The 15,223-nt window shown below is 44.2% G+C and carries 18 protein-coding genes; 7 read left to right on the top strand and 11 right to left on the bottom strand.

The genetic code is table 11. The features are described 5' to 3' along the window. Nucleotides 1-4 precede the first annotated feature (4 nt). Nucleotides 5-1,807, bottom strand: coding sequence for an AAA family ATPase (locus NI461_RS01610; protein ID WP_253156308.1), 1,803 nt, complete (start codon nt 1,805-1,807; stop codon nt 5-7). 186 nt (nt 1,808-1,993) lie between these two features. Between NI461_RS01610 and NI461_RS01605 the strand changes: the two genes are divergently transcribed. Further along, nucleotides 1,994-2,383, top strand: a complete 390-nt coding sequence (locus tag NI461_RS01605; protein ID WP_151208168.1) for a hypothetical protein — start codon at nt 1,994-1,996, stop codon at nt 2,381-2,383. Between the two features lie 223 nt (nt 2,384-2,606). Beyond that, nucleotides 2,607-3,086: a hypothetical protein gene (locus NI461_RS01600; RefSeq protein WP_151205130.1), complete on the top strand. Its 480-nt coding sequence runs from the start codon at nt 2,607-2,609 to the stop codon at nt 3,084-3,086. A 70-nt stretch (nt 3,087-3,156) separates the two neighbouring features. Here the strand turns inward: NI461_RS01600 and NI461_RS01595 are convergent, their stop codons facing one another. The 3 genes from NI461_RS01595 to NI461_RS01585 all read right to left on the bottom strand — a co-directional run bounded on the left by NI461_RS01595 (nt 3,157) and on the right by NI461_RS01585 (nt 5,792). Continuing rightward, nucleotides 3,157-4,110, bottom strand: a complete 954-nt coding sequence (locus NI461_RS01595) for a 2-hydroxyacid dehydrogenase (RefSeq protein WP_151208166.1) — start codon at nt 4,108-4,110, stop codon at nt 3,157-3,159. A 95-nt stretch (nt 4,111-4,205) separates the two neighbouring features. Next, a complete protein-coding gene (locus NI461_RS01590) occupies nt 4,206-4,397 on the bottom strand; it encodes a hypothetical protein (protein WP_151205637.1) in 192 nt (63 codons plus the stop codon). A gap of 123 nt (nt 4,398-4,520) precedes the next feature. Beyond that, nucleotides 4,521-5,792, bottom strand: coding sequence for a hypothetical protein (locus NI461_RS01585; protein ID WP_151208165.1), 1,272 nt, complete (start codon nt 5,790-5,792; stop codon nt 4,521-4,523). Nucleotides 5,793-5,905: 113 nt separating this feature from the next. Here NI461_RS01585 and NI461_RS01580 point away from each other — a divergent pair, with 113 nt between their 5' ends. Next, the gene (locus tag NI461_RS01580; RefSeq protein ID WP_151208164.1) at nt 5,906-6,682 is read left to right on the top strand and encodes a class I SAM-dependent methyltransferase; all 777 of its coding nucleotides are present in this window, start codon (nt 5,906-5,908) and stop codon (nt 6,680-6,682) included. Nucleotides 6,683-6,697: 15 nt separating this feature from the next. Continuing rightward, nucleotides 6,698-7,276 carry a hypothetical protein gene (locus NI461_RS01575; RefSeq protein ID WP_151208163.1) on the top strand — a complete coding sequence of 193 codons (579 nt, stop codon included), beginning with the start codon at nt 6,698-6,700 and terminating at the stop codon, nt 7,274-7,276. Nucleotides 7,277-7,349: 73 nt separating this feature from the next. On the opposite strand, the gene NI461_RS01570 is transcribed toward NI461_RS01575, so the two are convergent. Further along, nucleotides 7,350-8,546, bottom strand: coding sequence for a TIGR03862 family flavoprotein (locus tag NI461_RS01570; RefSeq protein ID WP_151208162.1), 1,197 nt, complete (start codon nt 8,544-8,546; stop codon nt 7,350-7,352). 5 nt (nt 8,547-8,551) lie between these two features. Continuing rightward, nucleotides 8,552-9,196 (bottom strand): SAM-dependent methyltransferase, encoded by a 645-nt coding sequence (locus NI461_RS01565; RefSeq protein WP_171480689.1) that lies wholly within the window; start codon nt 9,194-9,196, stop codon nt 8,552-8,554. Between the two features lie 84 nt (nt 9,197-9,280). Here NI461_RS01565 and NI461_RS01560 point away from each other — a divergent pair, with 84 nt between their 5' ends. Continuing rightward, the gene (locus tag NI461_RS01560) at nt 9,281-9,454 is read left to right on the top strand and encodes a DNA gyrase inhibitor YacG (protein ID WP_151208160.1); all 174 of its coding nucleotides are present in this window, start codon (nt 9,281-9,283) and stop codon (nt 9,452-9,454) included. A gap of 168 nt (nt 9,455-9,622) precedes the next feature. Then, complete coding sequence (locus tag NI461_RS01555) at nt 9,623-9,805, top strand: hypothetical protein (RefSeq protein ID WP_151208159.1); 183 nt, start codon at nt 9,623-9,625, stop codon at nt 9,803-9,805. Between the two features lie 43 nt (nt 9,806-9,848). Here the strand turns inward: NI461_RS01555 and NI461_RS01550 are convergent, their stop codons facing one another. From NI461_RS01550 to NI461_RS01530, 5 genes are all read right to left on the bottom strand, one after another. Continuing rightward, nucleotides 9,849-10,493 (bottom strand): MBL fold metallo-hydrolase, encoded by a 645-nt coding sequence (locus NI461_RS01550; RefSeq protein WP_151208158.1) that lies wholly within the window; start codon nt 10,491-10,493, stop codon nt 9,849-9,851. A gap of 23 nt (nt 10,494-10,516) precedes the next feature. Further along, the gene (hemH, locus tag NI461_RS01545) at nt 10,517-11,530 is read right to left on the bottom strand and encodes a ferrochelatase (protein WP_151208157.1); all 1,014 of its coding nucleotides are present in this window, start codon (nt 11,528-11,530) and stop codon (nt 10,517-10,519) included. A gap of 65 nt (nt 11,531-11,595) precedes the next feature. Beyond that, nucleotides 11,596-12,624: a DUF4062 domain-containing protein gene (locus NI461_RS01540; protein ID WP_151208156.1), complete on the bottom strand. Its 1,029-nt coding sequence runs from the start codon at nt 12,622-12,624 to the stop codon at nt 11,596-11,598. A 122-nt stretch (nt 12,625-12,746) separates the two neighbouring features. Beyond that, entirely contained in the window at nt 12,747-13,616 is an 870-nt protein-coding gene (gene murI, locus NI461_RS01535) for a glutamate racemase (RefSeq protein WP_151208155.1), read from the bottom strand. A gap of 49 nt (nt 13,617-13,665) precedes the next feature. Further along, on the bottom strand, nt 13,666-14,277 hold the full coding sequence (locus NI461_RS01530; protein ID WP_151208154.1) for a DUF1285 domain-containing protein: 612 nt from the start codon (nt 14,275-14,277) through the stop codon (nt 13,666-13,668). A gap of 186 nt (nt 14,278-14,463) precedes the next feature. On the opposite strand from NI461_RS01530, the gene NI461_RS01525 reads away from it, so the two are divergent. Continuing rightward, the coding region (locus NI461_RS01525; RefSeq protein WP_253156306.1) for an NAD(P)/FAD-dependent oxidoreductase at nt 14,464-15,223 on the top strand (760 nt) is incomplete at its 3' end.

The following is a 15,223-nucleotide window of genomic DNA, read 5'->3' as shown; positions in this document are numbered from 1 at the left end:
TTTATTAAAGTGCCAAAAATTCTTCAATAATAGGAAACACCAATTCTTCAAATTTATCAAATTTAATTGGATCATTAACATTCTCACATACATGATCACAAAACTTATTTTTTTCAAATTTTTGGATTATTGATGGAGCCCCATAGTCATCTATTTTCTCTATTTTTGTATAAAACTCTTCTGTAAAAAGTTCTTCACTTAGAAGGTTTTCAGAACCCTTTTTGATTTTATTATTGCATCCATTAAAAGGTACTTTTTCCTTCAAAACACTTCCAATTTTTTGCTTCTGCGCTTTAGTATCACAATCATATAAAAATAATATTCTTCTACTGATTGCATTTAAATTGTGTTTTAAAAATTCAAACCCCTTTTCTAAACTACTTTCACCACCAAATTTAACTTGTCCATCTTCTGTAGTAATGCCAATTTCATCAATTTCGATATTCTCTAACCAATCAGCTTTACCTTTTAATTCAAAAGCTTTTCTTAGAAATTTAATATCAGTTTTACCTTCAACTAGAATTAATGGTTTTTGTGTTTCTTTAATTTTTTGATGTAATTCTTCTTCAAATTTAGAAGTGTTCTTATAAAAATCAAATGATTCCTCAAACTCGCTAAACCTTTCAGAAGTAATATTCATTCCTGATGGTAAATCAATTAATTGAATATTTTCTGCACCAAATTCTTTTTCCATTCCTAATACAAACAATGGCGAATGGGAAGTAACAATAAATTGCACTTTAGGAAAAAGCTTTATTAGCTTTGGTAAAATCTCACTTTGATGTTTACTATGAAGATGTGCATCTATTTCATCAACAACAACAATTCCTTCAATATTATCTAAACGAATACTGTTGTTTATATTTTTATAATCAGCATGGCGAATAATCGTGATAAATAAATTAAGTAAAATTAACTGACCTGTTGAAAGTTGCTCTAAAGTTGGAATAACAACCTTTCCTTTACTATGTAAAGACAATCTAGACTTAGCTTGATTTCGCCAACCCGTTTTTAAATATAGTTCATGATTATCTAAAATTGTTTGAAAAACTTTATTTATATTTCTATATGAATTATTAATAGCATGTTTATTTCGTATGGTTTGGTCTCTCTCACCATCTCCTACTAGACAATCTAACTCTGCAGGTAAAATAGCAGAATCCAAAATGACATCTAACATCCACTGGATGTTTTTTTGAAATGTATCTATACACATTATTTCCTTATTCAGATTACCCCCATATTTTGTTTCTATATCAAATAATTCTTCAGTTGGGGCTTTTAAGTTTAACCAATGAGGAACAACCTTTCTAAAACTTGGGAAGAAAACAATAGTATTAGAGAACAAGCTTTTTATATCTTTAGTTTGAGCAAAAACCTTCTTATCGTTCCCTCTTTTTCCTTCATTAAAAGTTATTTTATTAGAATATAGATTTAGCAGATCACGTGCAGAATCTGTTTGACCTATTTTTTCACAGTAATGTATTTCTGTATTATTCTGATCATCTTGATATCTTAAATATGCAGCAGCACTTTGGTTAACTGTATTTGTATTTATATCATTACCCGAAACAATTTTAAAATATGGAGAAAATGTACTAGTCTGAGCCTTTACAGCGTCCTGATATTCACTTTTAGCTAGTTCAAAAAATGAATCCGCAATGTATGAGAGTGTATATGTTTTACCTGAACCATTTTTTCCAACTAAAATTACGTGCTTTGGATTTAAATCCTCTCGTAATTCTAACTCTAAATCTAGTTTTTCAAGTGGTCCAATATTTCTAATATGAATATTTCTTAAGTACATAACAATCTCTTTTTTATTCCTGTTAATCTAATAGTAACAAAAACCTACGACCTTTTTTCTTTACTTAATAAGTAATTTTTCATTTAAAAATTAAATATCTTTGGATTCTAAAATTTCACCCACTATAGGCATATCCCTATATATTCCCTATACTCACCCTAACAACACTCAACAAGAAAGAATCATATGAAATTTAAAGCTCTTATTTTGACGGGTCTTGCGAGTATTGCTCTTACAGCGTGTACATCTGCACCCAAAGTTCCGCAGCTTGAAGTTGGCGTCTTACAGGAAGTACAAAACCTCGACGTATCTCCTGAAACCACCAATAACCAGGCAAAACTGACCAAATTCCTCGATAAATGCGTGATTGAATTTACAGGCGATATTGAAAATAACCGCATTATTGAACAATGGTCATTTAAAGGCATGACCTTGATGGATGCCGGTTCGGCAACTTTCCAGCGCGACGGCACCAGCACCGCGCAAAAATTTAATCTGCATGACGCAGGTGTACAAAAGAACTTTGTCACCTTAAGAGAACATTTCGCGAAAGATGCCCTGAGCCAATGTGACTAAATGGATGGCCCTATTTTGATAAAAAATAGGGCTATTTCTTTAAGCCGCCTAAAATTTAAAATTATTTCTTCCTCTTTTTTCTTCATTATAAAAATGACAATGCTTTGAATCTCTCTATTTTAATATCTTTTTCTTCACAGGATATTCATTGTTTTCAACCCTTCATCCGCTACACTAAAAACAAACTCAGACCATTCTTAGACAAATTCGAGGTCGCTCCATAATGAATATCAAAACTCCTCTTCTTTTAAGCGCAGCTTTAATGCTGTCTATACCGGCATTTGCACAGACCACGACTCAGCCCGCTAAACCGGTTAAACCCTATGGTGAAAATCCAAACCTGTTGCATGTGTTTGCCTACAAGGCGCAGGAAGGCGTAATCCATACTGCCGAAAAAGTAGGTGAAGTGACTGAAAAAGGTATTGCCAAAATTAAGCCGGGGGTCGATCGTGCCTGGGACAATACCAAGAGTGTAACCTCTGATACGGTACAAAAAGTAGATCAGGGCGCCCAGCAGGCTGCTCAACAGGCCAATCAAAAAATTCAGCAAACTAAAGAGGTGTGGGGTGGCAATCCTCAACAGCCTGCACCCATTCAACAGCAACCTTTAAGCCAGTCGTCAACAGTGACCGAAAGTCCAACTATGCCACAAGCTCAACCGCAGGCAGGCGCAGCCACCAGTTATGCGGTGACTGATCTATAAAAAAAGCCCCTCATGGGCTTTTTACATCTTGTGTAGCAGGAAAATTTTAGCTGCACGCAAGTGGCGAGAATCAATTCACCTGCCGAATCGGCTGGCCCTGTTTAAAGGCTTCGACATTTTCCAGCAACTGGTCCACGATTCGCTGACGTGCATCCACACTGCCCCAGGCATTATGTGGCGTCACAATCAGGTTCGGAATTGAAGCATCAAGCAGGACATTGCCCTCTTTAGGCGGTTCAACCGAGAGCACATCGGTCGCTGCACCTGCAATCTTGCCTTCACGCAAGGCCTGTGCCAGTGCCTGTTCGTCGACAATGCCGCCGCGCGCACAGTTCAGCAAAAATGCACTGGGCTTCATCGCATCCAGCTCAGCATGACTGATTAAATGTCGGGTATCTTCAGTGAGCGGGCAATGCAGACTGAGGAAATCTACCTGTGGCAAAAGCGCTGCAAATGGAATACGCGATTCGTCCGCAGGACGGCCAGGCAAGGCAGCAATCCGGATCTGCATGCCAAAGGCTTCGGCCAGTCGGGCGACCGCCTGGCCCAATTCACCATAACCTACAATTCCAAGCGTTTTTCCAGCCAGCTCAACAATCGGTGCATCCAGCAAACAGAACTGGGTAGATTTTTGCCATTCTCCCTGCTGTATCGCACGCTGATAGCTTAAAAATGAAGTGGCCAGATTCAGCATCAACATTAAGGTATGCTGTGCCACAGCCGAGGTTCCATACGCCTGACAGTTACATACCACAATACCGCGTGCCCTGGCCTCAGCCAGATCAACATTATTGGTGCCAGTGGCTGAAATCAGAATGAGTTTAAGCTGGGGACACTGCCGGATCGTCTCGGCATTGATGACCACCTTATTGGTGATGATCACTTCGGCATCGGCCACACGTTCCAGCAGCACATCGGCAGAAGTCAGCGGATAAAGGGTCAGTGCATCAAAAGCGGCCCGAAGAGCCTGCATATCCAGATCTTGCTTGTCTAAGGATGTATAGTCCAGAAAAACGCCGTTCATATAAATTCCCTTGTTCCTGTTCGACAATAACCTCATGACTTAACCGCTATTGGCATACAAAGCAAGTTAGTGCTGGCGTTTCACTGCCTGTTTTTTTAGTCGAGCGGCTTATCGATATAATTACGCAAGGAAGTCCGCATTTTGCACATCACATAAATCGCCAGAATAATCACAAAAATAATAGATGCACTGAATAAAATAACTTTAGGATGCACACTTTCTGCATAGGCCAGATTTGGCAGCATCACAGTCAGGATCAAACCAATCTTCATCGGCATAGACTGCATTCTGTATCCCCTCTTTCTGTTTTCAGCTTCGGGAGTGACAAGCCCCCCTAGCCTGCCACCTAAATACATCTTAAGCCACCTTAGCTTTATGTCAAATATTTGTTTTAGATTAACTTTTTTTGGTTAATCCAGCTCATTTTTAGTCACAAACTGCACATTCTTGTCACTTGAATCGACAAAGCTGGCTGCGCCATATTCATTGGTACTCAGATTGAGCTGTTTATAGCTGAAGATATAAAAGTCTTCATAGCGCTTCATTAAAATTGGATGCATGCCCAGACTGAGCGTATCCTGTTCCTTGACCAGTTTCATGATATGCCGGTCATTCATCACCACCAGATAGCGCTCATCATTCAGGCTAATCGTTAACAAGCCGTTGCCTTTGGCATAAATCGGAATCAGGAATTTATGGTTCAGCGCAATCGCGTCATCCGCATAGCTCTCAATTTTATTGCTGATCACATTAAACACCAGCCCATGACCATAGGCATCTAGCAATAGCTGACGGTTTTCCTGCGGCAGATTCAAATGAATCCCCAGTTTCAGCAGATCCTGCTGATCTACCTGTTTATTGCTGAGTAATTCCCGCAAAATGACCTGTTTCTGGGCCGCATCAAAAAACTGGGTATCCAGCAGCAGATCGTTATTTTTTAAAATGCGTCCCAGGGCCTGACGATGGCGCGGCAGGATATTTTCGATCACCTTACGATAATAGAACTTGCTGTTTTTCTTGACCTTGCGCATTTTCTGGTAAAAATAGCTGGCATCATAATCCCGTACCAGAAAGTCATAGAGCAACTCGGAACTGGCCAGCACAGCGATGGCATCATGGCCGGTAAAAGGCAAATGCAAGACATGGTGCTGTGGAATGACCGCCTGCAATTTCAGATAATGGGCACGGTCTTCGGCGCAATAAGGATCGTAGATAATAATATATTCACGCGCTGCACTGACATCTTCTACTTCAATCCGCATGCCCTGATTAAGCTCTGGCTGATAGAACATGTTATAACGGCGATCTTCGACATCTTGAGGATCAATCGAATATTGTGGCACCATGGCCACCACGCGCTGTACATCTAAGGCATTGGAATATTTGATTGCCGCATAGCCGCCCATCGAGCCGCCATAGGCGATCCTCTGCTGGAAAGGTGCAATCAGCTCGGCAATAGCCTGCAACATGTTCCACATGGAACCTTGTGGAAACCAGGATTTATGCTTAGGCATAATACCGAGTACATTAAATTCAAATTTTGCCAAGGATTTCTCGGCATTGATGCTCAAGCCCTTCGCACGGGTAATCAAATCTCCAAATGAAAAAATCAATTCTGAAGATGATCCCGGCATAAAAACCGCACGTATATGCTCATCTTCAAAAACAATCTGCTTATCCATAACTTTCCCGTGCTGGTTAATCGAACCCTTCGGCAACAATTCAGTCAATGAATGCGACCGAAAAAGTGAATATGCTATTTTATAACGATGAAAAAGATTAAAAAGCGCAAAATATGACACAATCATTACATCCTGCAGCGCAACAGGGGTTTAGTGCAGCGGCCGAGCTTTATCAGCAGGTCCGGCCTGACTATCCGGCAGATCTCAGCCGCTGGCTGGCCGCCACCCTGTCTTTGCCAGAGGAGGCGCATCTTTTAGATCTCGGCAGTGGGACGGGAAAATTTATCCCATCCTTACGTCCGCTCGGCAGCCGGATCACGGCGATTGATCCTGTGCCGGAAATGCTGAACCAACTGCAACAGGCCCATCCAGATATTCACACCCTGGAAGGTCTGAGTCATCAGCTTCCCTTGCCGGATCATAGCGTGAATGCCGTGTTTTGTGCACAGTCATTTCACTGGTTTGCCAATCTGGATACTTTAAAAGACATTTATCGGGTACTTAAACCGCAAGGTTATCTGGTTCTGGTCTGGAACCAGCGTGATACTGAGATAGACTGGGTAAAAGCTCTCGCAGATTATATCGCACCCCTGGAAGGCAATACGCCACGTTTTCATCATGGCCAATGGCAGGAGGTATTTAAACAACAAACCTTGTTCCAGCCGTATGCAGAGACACATATGCAGCACGTGCAGCATGGTCCTGTGGAACAGGTGGTGTCCAAGCGTCTGCTATCGACCAGTTTTATTGCAGCGATGCCAGAGACACAGCGGCAGCAGCTTAAACAGAAATTTGAACAGCTAATTGAACAATATACGACCAAACAAGCCCACGATCTGATAGATTTTCCCTATCGGACTTATGTATATGTATTTCAGCGAAGTGACTAAAAATGGGATTTGATCATGAATAAAATGCAATGGATGACACGCACTGTGCTTTTGAGCAGTGCCATATTTCTCATGGCCTGTGATCAGAAAAATACGGAAAATACTGAGCCGAGTCCAGATTCATCTGCCTCAGAACAGGTAATGAAAGAACTACAAACCGATCCGGTCAAAGCCTTCCCCCAAACGGCTGATGATCCTCATGACATTGCTGTATTAACGGACTATGAGCTACGCTTTCAGGAAATGAGTGCGGATCTGGAAGCAGAAATGAACCAGATGCGCAAAGACGAAAATCTGACTGAAGAATTTATCCAGCAACGTCAGCGTGACCATGTTCGTTCTGCCCTGAACATGCTCAAGGCTCTGGAGCTTAAAACTGAACAGGGCCGTTATATTCAGGGCTTGATGTATCAATACTGGGAACATCAGGAACAGCTACTGAAGCGTTCAGAACGTCAGGCCAGCACCGTCACTGAAGCCAGCAAGAATGTACAGGGATTGGGTAAATATCTGCATGCTCAGGAACAGTTAGAACATTGGCGCTTGCAGTATCCTCAAAATACGCAACCCCCAGCAAAAATCACCCAGAATTAAACCGTTTTTCATCTTTACAGGAAGCTGGGAATTTAAGCCGTTTCTGGTCTGATTTGAGCTATTCAGCTCGGCTTTAATTCGACAGAAACTGATGCACCCCTTCTCCGGCTGCACGCCCTGTGGCAAAACAGGCGGTCAGTAAATAGCCGCCGGTCGGTGCATCCCAATCCAGCATCTCGCCGCAAAGAAATACCTGCGGATTGGATTTGAGTTGCAGCTGTTCCGAAAGCGCTTCACGCTTCACTCCGCCTGCACAGCTGATTGCTTCTTCAATTGGCCGAAAGCCACTTAAAGTGATAGACAGCTGTTTGATTTTTTGAGCCAATTGGTCTGCATCCTGCCAGATGGATTTCGCCACCAGTTCTCGCACTAGGGCGGCTTTTGCTCCTTCCAGACCCGCTTTACGCCAGACATTGGCCAGAGACTGTTTTTTGCCGGGTTGCAGCTTTTTAGCCAGCTGCTCTACCGTTTGATCCGGAAATAAATCCAGCTCAAGCAGCATCGGCTGGCCAGCTTTTAATTGCTCACGCAGCCCCCGGCCCTGTTTATAGATCAGCCCACTTTCCAGACCATAATGACTGATAACAATATCGCCAGTGCTTTTATCTCCCTGTCCTACCCAGGCCACCACACGCTTTAGCGGCTGTCCGAACACAGGCTGCATAAACCGGGACCAGACATACTCCACCCCGGCATTACTCGGCTGAAATGGCTCCAGTTCTTCAGCCGCTAACCAGCTTTGCCATGCTCCATCACTGCCCAACTGCGACCACGAGACTGCCCCGCAGGCCAGAATAATCGCATCGAACGCTTCGATCCGGCTTTGCTTAGTCTTCATATCCTGAAGTTGCAGGTGTTGCTGCTGCACCTGTTCCACCTGATGCCGATAATGAAACTGAATGCCTTGCTCGGTCAGGCGCTGTAACCAGGCACGCAGCAACGGTGCAGCCTTCATTTCGGTGGGAAAGACCCGGCCTGAGGAGCCAATATAAGGTTCAATCCCCAAATTTTTCATCCAGTTCTGAATCCAGGCAGCATCCCATTGTCTTAGCCATGGCGCCAGCCAGTCGGCCTGATCATAACGCAGAATAAACTGCTCAATAGGTTCAGCATGGGAAATATTCAGCCCCGTTTTTCCTGCCATTAAAAACTTGCGCGCTGCCGAAGGTTTTTGCTCATATACATGCACCTCATAATGCCACTGGCTTAATACTTCAGCCGCCATCAATCCGGCCGGACCTGCACCGACAATTGCAATACGCTGGCTCATGCAAATTATTCCATCACTTGAGCGTTCTGGCCTTGCAGAGGCTGAAACTTGTCAAAGCGGGTGATATAACCTTCTGGTTTACGAATGATTAACTGCTGACACAGCTCCCCCCGCTCCAAATATTTAATTTCAAAATGTGTACGCGCCGAATCCTGAGCAATCACTTCTTTTTTAAATGGCAATTGCCAGACTTGCACTAACTGCTGTTCTGCTTCCGCAATATATTCCGGAATATTACTGGCCAAAGTGATCATACCGCCGCTTTTTAAACGGGATAACAAGAATTCAAAAAATGGCATATTTAACCAGCGCTGTGCCGGATTATGCGGCTCCGGATTGGGATATAAAATAAAACACTGTTCCACTTGCTGCGGATAAAGTGCATGTACAATCCACGGTAGCGCATCGGCATGAACCGGTTGCAGATTGGCCTGACCTTCAAGCGCATGCTTTTTTTGCATGGCCAGAAATTTTTCCCGGGTTCGTTCAATGGCAATCAATTGACTCTGCGGATGTGTCCGGCTAAAGAGTAAAGCATGTTTTCCCTTGCCCGCTCCGATTTCAAGACAAATCGGCTCAGGACTGATACTTTGAAAATCACGAGGCGCATGCATACGCTGTGCTTGAAATTGACGAATCGGCATAATCAGATCAAACTAATAAAAACCGCATCAGTCTACCAACTGCGGCTATATTTGCCTAATCGAAGCTGCATATTTATCGGGAGTTTAACCATGTCTACCAGTTTAAAATGTCCACATTGTGGCAAACTCACCACTTGGGAAAATAATGAATTCCGTCCCTTTTGTTCAGAGCGCTGCAAAATGATTGATCTGGGGGCATGGGCCAATGAAGACTATAAACTGCCCACCCAAGATGCGCCTCAAGCCGATGCTCCAGAAGACTAAAACCGGAGAAAGTCTGCTTTTTTCCTTATCCCTAGATAGAAAAATAGCTGGCATACTCATATAAACCTGATCAAGTTAAGCGAAAATTACACGCAAGTTAACCATATTGATCGCCTACTCACACTCCTACTCTGAACTTAACCATTACATTATTTTTAGAGCATTCATATGGGCTATATCTTCTTAAAAGCTGTTTTTATGGGGATGTGTTTCTTAGCCCTTCTTTGCCTGAGTATTGGAATTTTTCAGCAAGCTGTTCTGTTTATTGTGGTAGGCTTTTTATTTGCCTTTCTAAGCGGGTTATTGCCTATGCAAGCCCGTCAGCTTCCTAACAATCCTTTTTCCAGATAAAAAACCAGCGAATGCTGGTCTTTTTAACAATTAGCCTGCTATCTCAACCCGCCTTTCCCGCCACAAAAGGGTTATGCTGTTTTTCAAAACCAATGCTACTTATTGGCCCATGCCCCGAAATAAAGCGAGTGTCATCAGGTAAGCTAAAACATTCTCGTTGAATCGAGTCCAGTAATTGCTGATGATCGCCTCGTGGAAAGTCCGTGCGACCGATTGAACCCTTAAAGAGCACATCACCGGTCCATAACAAGCCATGATTCTGGTTATAGAACATGACATGGCCCGGGGTATGACCTGGTGCAAAGCGTACTTCAAATTCCTCATCACCCAGTTGCAAGACTTCCCCACCTTCCAGCCATTGGGTCACCTCGACTTTTTCAGGAATCGGAAAGCCATAACGTGCAGAAACTTCCTGAATCATGTCAAGCCAGAATGCGTCTTCACGATGCGGGCCTATAACCGGAATATTCCATTTCTTTTGTAGGGCACCTACTGCACCGGCATGATCCAGATGACCATGTGTGAGCCACAGGGCTTTGACCGTTACACCCAGTGCTTCCACCTCAGCTACCAGCTTTTCCGGCTCTCCTCCTGCATCGATCAAAATAGCTTCTTGAGTGTCCGTATCCCAAAGTATCGAACAGTTTTGCTGAAAGGCCGTTACAGGAACAATTTTGACTTGTAGCATAGAACGAAATACCTCGAGATATTTTAATGGGCAAGAGTTTGAGTCAACGCCTCAAGATTAGCTTCTAACAACGTATTGAGCAATTGCAAATGATCTTCACGATTATTCAGCGCCGGAATATAGCTATACTGCCCACCACCTAGCGAGCTAAACAGCTCGGCATTCTGGATGGCCAGTTCTTCCAGGGTTTCCAGACAATCTGCTGAAAAAGCCGGACTCATCACCTGCACGGATTTCACCCCCTGTCTGGCCCACTCTTCAATCAGTACATCGGTATAGGGCTTGACCCATTCCTGCTTGCCAAAACGCGACTGAAAGCTGATCGCATATTGATCTTCAGTCAAGCCCAGTTCCTGCGCAACCAGATGACCGGTAATCCGGCAACGATCGGCATAGGGATCGCCTTTATCTGCATAAGGCTGTGGAATACCATGAAAAGACATCAATAACTTTTCTGCTTGTCCGTGTACTGCCTGATAATCCCGCACACTTTGCGCTAAAGAGCGAATAAAAAGTGGGTGTTGATAATAGTCCCGAATCATCGAGATACCTGGCAGATTACGCTGTTTGGGAATCCAGTTCGCTATCGCATCATACAATGGCGCAGTCGATGTCGCCGAATACTGGGGAAATAAGGGAAACAGAATAATATGATCTTGGGGCTGGGCCGATAACTGATGGAGCACCTCTTGAATATTGGGATTGCCATAAGTCATGGCTGGCACCACATTCAGCTCAAACTGTGGATAACGCGCGGCCAGCTGGGCTTTTACAGCCTCGACCTGCTGCAACAGAATCTCACGCATAGGAGAATCCTGCTGCCAGACCTGCGCATAAGCATGAGAAACGCGCTTGGGACGAAAAGGCAGAATGAATAAACGCAAAATGATTTGCCAAATTGGTTTGGGAATTTCAATTACGCGCTGATCAGACAAAAACTGTTTCAGGAAACGGCGTACCGCTAGCACGGTCGGTTCATCTGGCGTGCCTAAATTTGCCAATATAATTGAGACTTTAGGTTTGGCTGTAGAAAACATTCAGTGCATCCGTCATGGTATCAACCCGCTTACTTTAACAGCTTTTACCTTATTCTCTATATAGATTAATAGGCTGACTTATATGGAAAAGTACGATCTTTACCCAATAACTGACTGTCCAGAAGTTTACGTGCTTTTGGGGTCACCAGCCAAAGCAGACGCTGGCGATCATCACGCCCCGAAGGAATAATCCAGTCATTCTGGCGCATTTGCATTTTTATGCTATGCAGTGCACGGATATTGATTTGGGCGCGAGCCACCGCATGTGCACGCGGCATTTCTGCGTGGGCATCTTCCAGACCGGTTTCATTTAAATATTCATTCATGCGTTTGGAAAAAAATTCTTCAGGCGTCGGATTGATAAAAGTCGAGCCCAAGATCTGCAGTAATTGTGCCCAGGTCAATTTTTTCTGGACTTTCAATTCTTTAAAGTTGCCATCCTGATAGGCATGCATACGATATTCAAAAGAAAGTAGCTCATGCATGGAGACTTTAGGCAGGCTCAGAAATGGATCAATTTCGCGTGTTCCCATTTCCTGCTCCAGTTGCGCCAGTCTGGTCTTCAACTGGTCAATTTCATCATGCAAGGCTTGGGTATTTTGCGGACGCACCCAGCCCGCTACCGGATAATGCTCCAGAATTTGTGACATGTTCAGACGTACCGCCATTTCCAGATCACGCAGGCTGCGATACCTAAACACCTGATCTGCTTCATTTTGGAGTAACTGACGAAATTCCTTAAATTTTTCTTTTAATTCCGGCTTGCTATCATGCAGATCAGGATCACGTGAGTCCGGGTCCTCATGCATAAAGACAATTATAGGCTTCTGTTTCGCGACCGCATAAATATATTCCAAGTGCATATAGCCCACACCGGAAACCGATTGCTCCCCATATTGGCTGCCCAGCAGGATCACGACATAATCACAGTCATCAATCTGGCGGCGTGCAAATGCCGTATTGAGCGGAGTACGCTGTTCCAGTCCCCAGGAAAAGAACCCCATACCCACCAGTGTTTGAGACAAAATAATCCGCTCTGGCTGCATGTCTGCCCCAGAAGTGGAAATGAATACCTGATAGCGTTTATCGAGCATGGGTTATCCTCTTCTACCGCATAGGCACAAAAAAGCTTTCGCATTTGCAGCCTATGACTCCCCCAGTATTAAAAAATACTTTTCCAAATTTATAGAAATAATTTTTACTGCGCCGGTTGGAATCAAGTATCCATATTGCTAAGTTGCCAGCTGAGATCAGCCGGAATCAGGCGCTGTAAAACAGGTTGAAGCTGGTCAGCATTCTGCCCACTCACAACCAGTCTAATTTTCAAGTTTTGCTGATCACCATGCTCAAATAGTAACCCATTTTTAATCAAAATACGGGCGGTTTGTCTCGCTACTGCCAATCCTGAGTCAATTAGTGTCAGCTTATGACCAAAAATATACTGAATTGAGGGTTTTAGGAAGGGGTAATGTGTACATCCTAAGACTAAATAATCGGCGCCTTGATCGACAACAGGCTGTAAAATCTGTTTTAAAGTTTCCAGACAGGCCGCACTTCGCTGCTCTCCTGCTTCTACAAAAGGAACCAGCTTCAGACTGGTTACTGGCAGGACGCGAACCTGCGCAGGCTCGGCAAACCGGGTTATAACTTCTTTAATCAGTTGACCGCGAAATGTGGCAGGCGTGGCCAGAACAGCAACTGTTTTGGAGCGGGTATTGAGCACAGCAGGTTTCAAAGCAGGCACTAAACCGATTATCGGAAAGTTTTCCCCATAGTAATCACGTAAATAATCCAGACTGAAAGCAGATGCCGTATTACAGGCCACCACTACAACTTTACAGCCCTGACGATACAGCCAGTCCACAGCCTTGGCAGTCAGGTTGCGAATTTCCTGATCATCCCGTGCTCCATAAGGCACATGTGCAGTATCGGCATAATAAATAAAACGCTCATTCGGTAGATAACGGGCGATTTCTACAGCGACTGATAAGCCGCCAACACCCGAATCAAAAATACCAATCGGTGCATCTGCACTCGCTTCAGGCATGGGTTGAAGAACTGAAGAAACTGGTTGAATGGCGCTCATAAGGAATAATGGATTGATGTGTCAAAATACCTGAAGCAAAGCTTAAACCTCAGGTACTCAAATGCAAGTCTAAATCACCACTTTTTAAGCTTAAAACGGTTTCACCGGCAGCATTTTCATTGAGCTCTCCCATCTCCACCAGATGTAAAAAGGCAGCACGCTGGATCAGGGCATTGATTCCAAAACGGACATGCACATAAGGACGCAGTTCGCCCTGATATTCCCGCATGAATACCGGGTGCGCTTGATCCACAATTATCAGGTCCTGGGTCGTGGTGCTCAACTGCAGATAGGTTTTGCCTTCAATCTCGACCTGATCGACCTGATTGACAAATAAAGGCTCGTCCTCTACTTCAATTTCAATCATTTCCACCGGCGTTTTTAGATAGAATTTACCATTTTCTTTCCAGAGCACCGTTGCAAACAGGTCAATCATCGGCTGACGCTTGATCAATTGACCTTCGTGCCACCATTCGCCGTTGGCCAAAACCTTGAGATCCATTGCGCCACAATGCTTTGGCTGCCACTGCTCCAGAGGGGGGATTGACCTTTTGTGACTGCCCTGTGCATCTTTTAAGTATTGTGCGATGTCCATTAAGTTTTTATCATCACGATCAGTTAATTTTTTCGTCGGATTCGTGTTTGGCATTGGCTTATCCATAAAAGAAGACCTTAATGACGGAAAAATAATATGTTTCAGCCAATTGGCTAAAACTGGGTTTAAAACTATACTAGCCCAGATTATGAAAGACACTAGCATTTTTGTGTCTAGGAATTCAGAACACTCATGGCAGCACCCAATCAGCTGATTATGGTTGCCACCGAATAGACATATGAGGAGTCCTACATGGAACACATCGAACGTGAATCGATGGAGTTTGACGTAGTCATCGTAGGTGCAGGCCCTGCGGGTCTTTCTGCGGCAATTAAAATCCGTCAACTTGCAATTGAAAACAACCTGAACGATCTGTCCGTTTGTGTCGTAGAGAAAGGCTCCGAAGTCGGTGCCCACATCCTGTCCGGTGCAATTATCGAACCTCGTGCCATCAATGAACTCTTCCCTGACTGGAAAGAACAGGGAGCGCCTCTTAATGTGCCGGTCACTGAAGACAAAACGTTCTTCCTGCTGTCTGAAACCACCTCCAAACAGGCTCCGCACTGGATGGTGCCAAAAACCATGCATAATGATGGCAACTATGTCATTTCCCTCGGCAACGTGGTGCGCTGGTTAGGCCAGAAAGCCGAAGAGCTGGAAGTCTCCATTTTCCCGGGCTTTGCTGCTGCTGAAATTCTCTACCATGAAGATGGCACGGTCAAAGGTATTCAAACCGGTGATATGGGCATTGGCAAAGATGGCGAACCGACGCATAACTTTACCCCGGGCTATGAGCTGCATGCCAAATACACCATCTTTGCTGAAGGTTGCCGTGGCCATTTAGGTAAACGCCTGATCCAAAAATTTAATCTGGATAAAGATGCTGATCCACAGCACTACGGGATCGGCATTAAAGAACTTTGGGAAATTGATCCGGCCAAACATAAGCCAGGTCTGGTGATGCACGGGGCCGGCTGGCCTTTAAATGAAACCGGTTCTTCAGGCGGCTGGT

This window comes from Acinetobacter sp. S4400-12, assembly GCF_024129495.1.
Lineage (GTDB): Bacteria > Pseudomonadota > Gammaproteobacteria > Pseudomonadales > Moraxellaceae > Acinetobacter > Acinetobacter lwoffii_C.
This window is presented reverse-complemented; position numbering and strand designations above follow the sequence as displayed.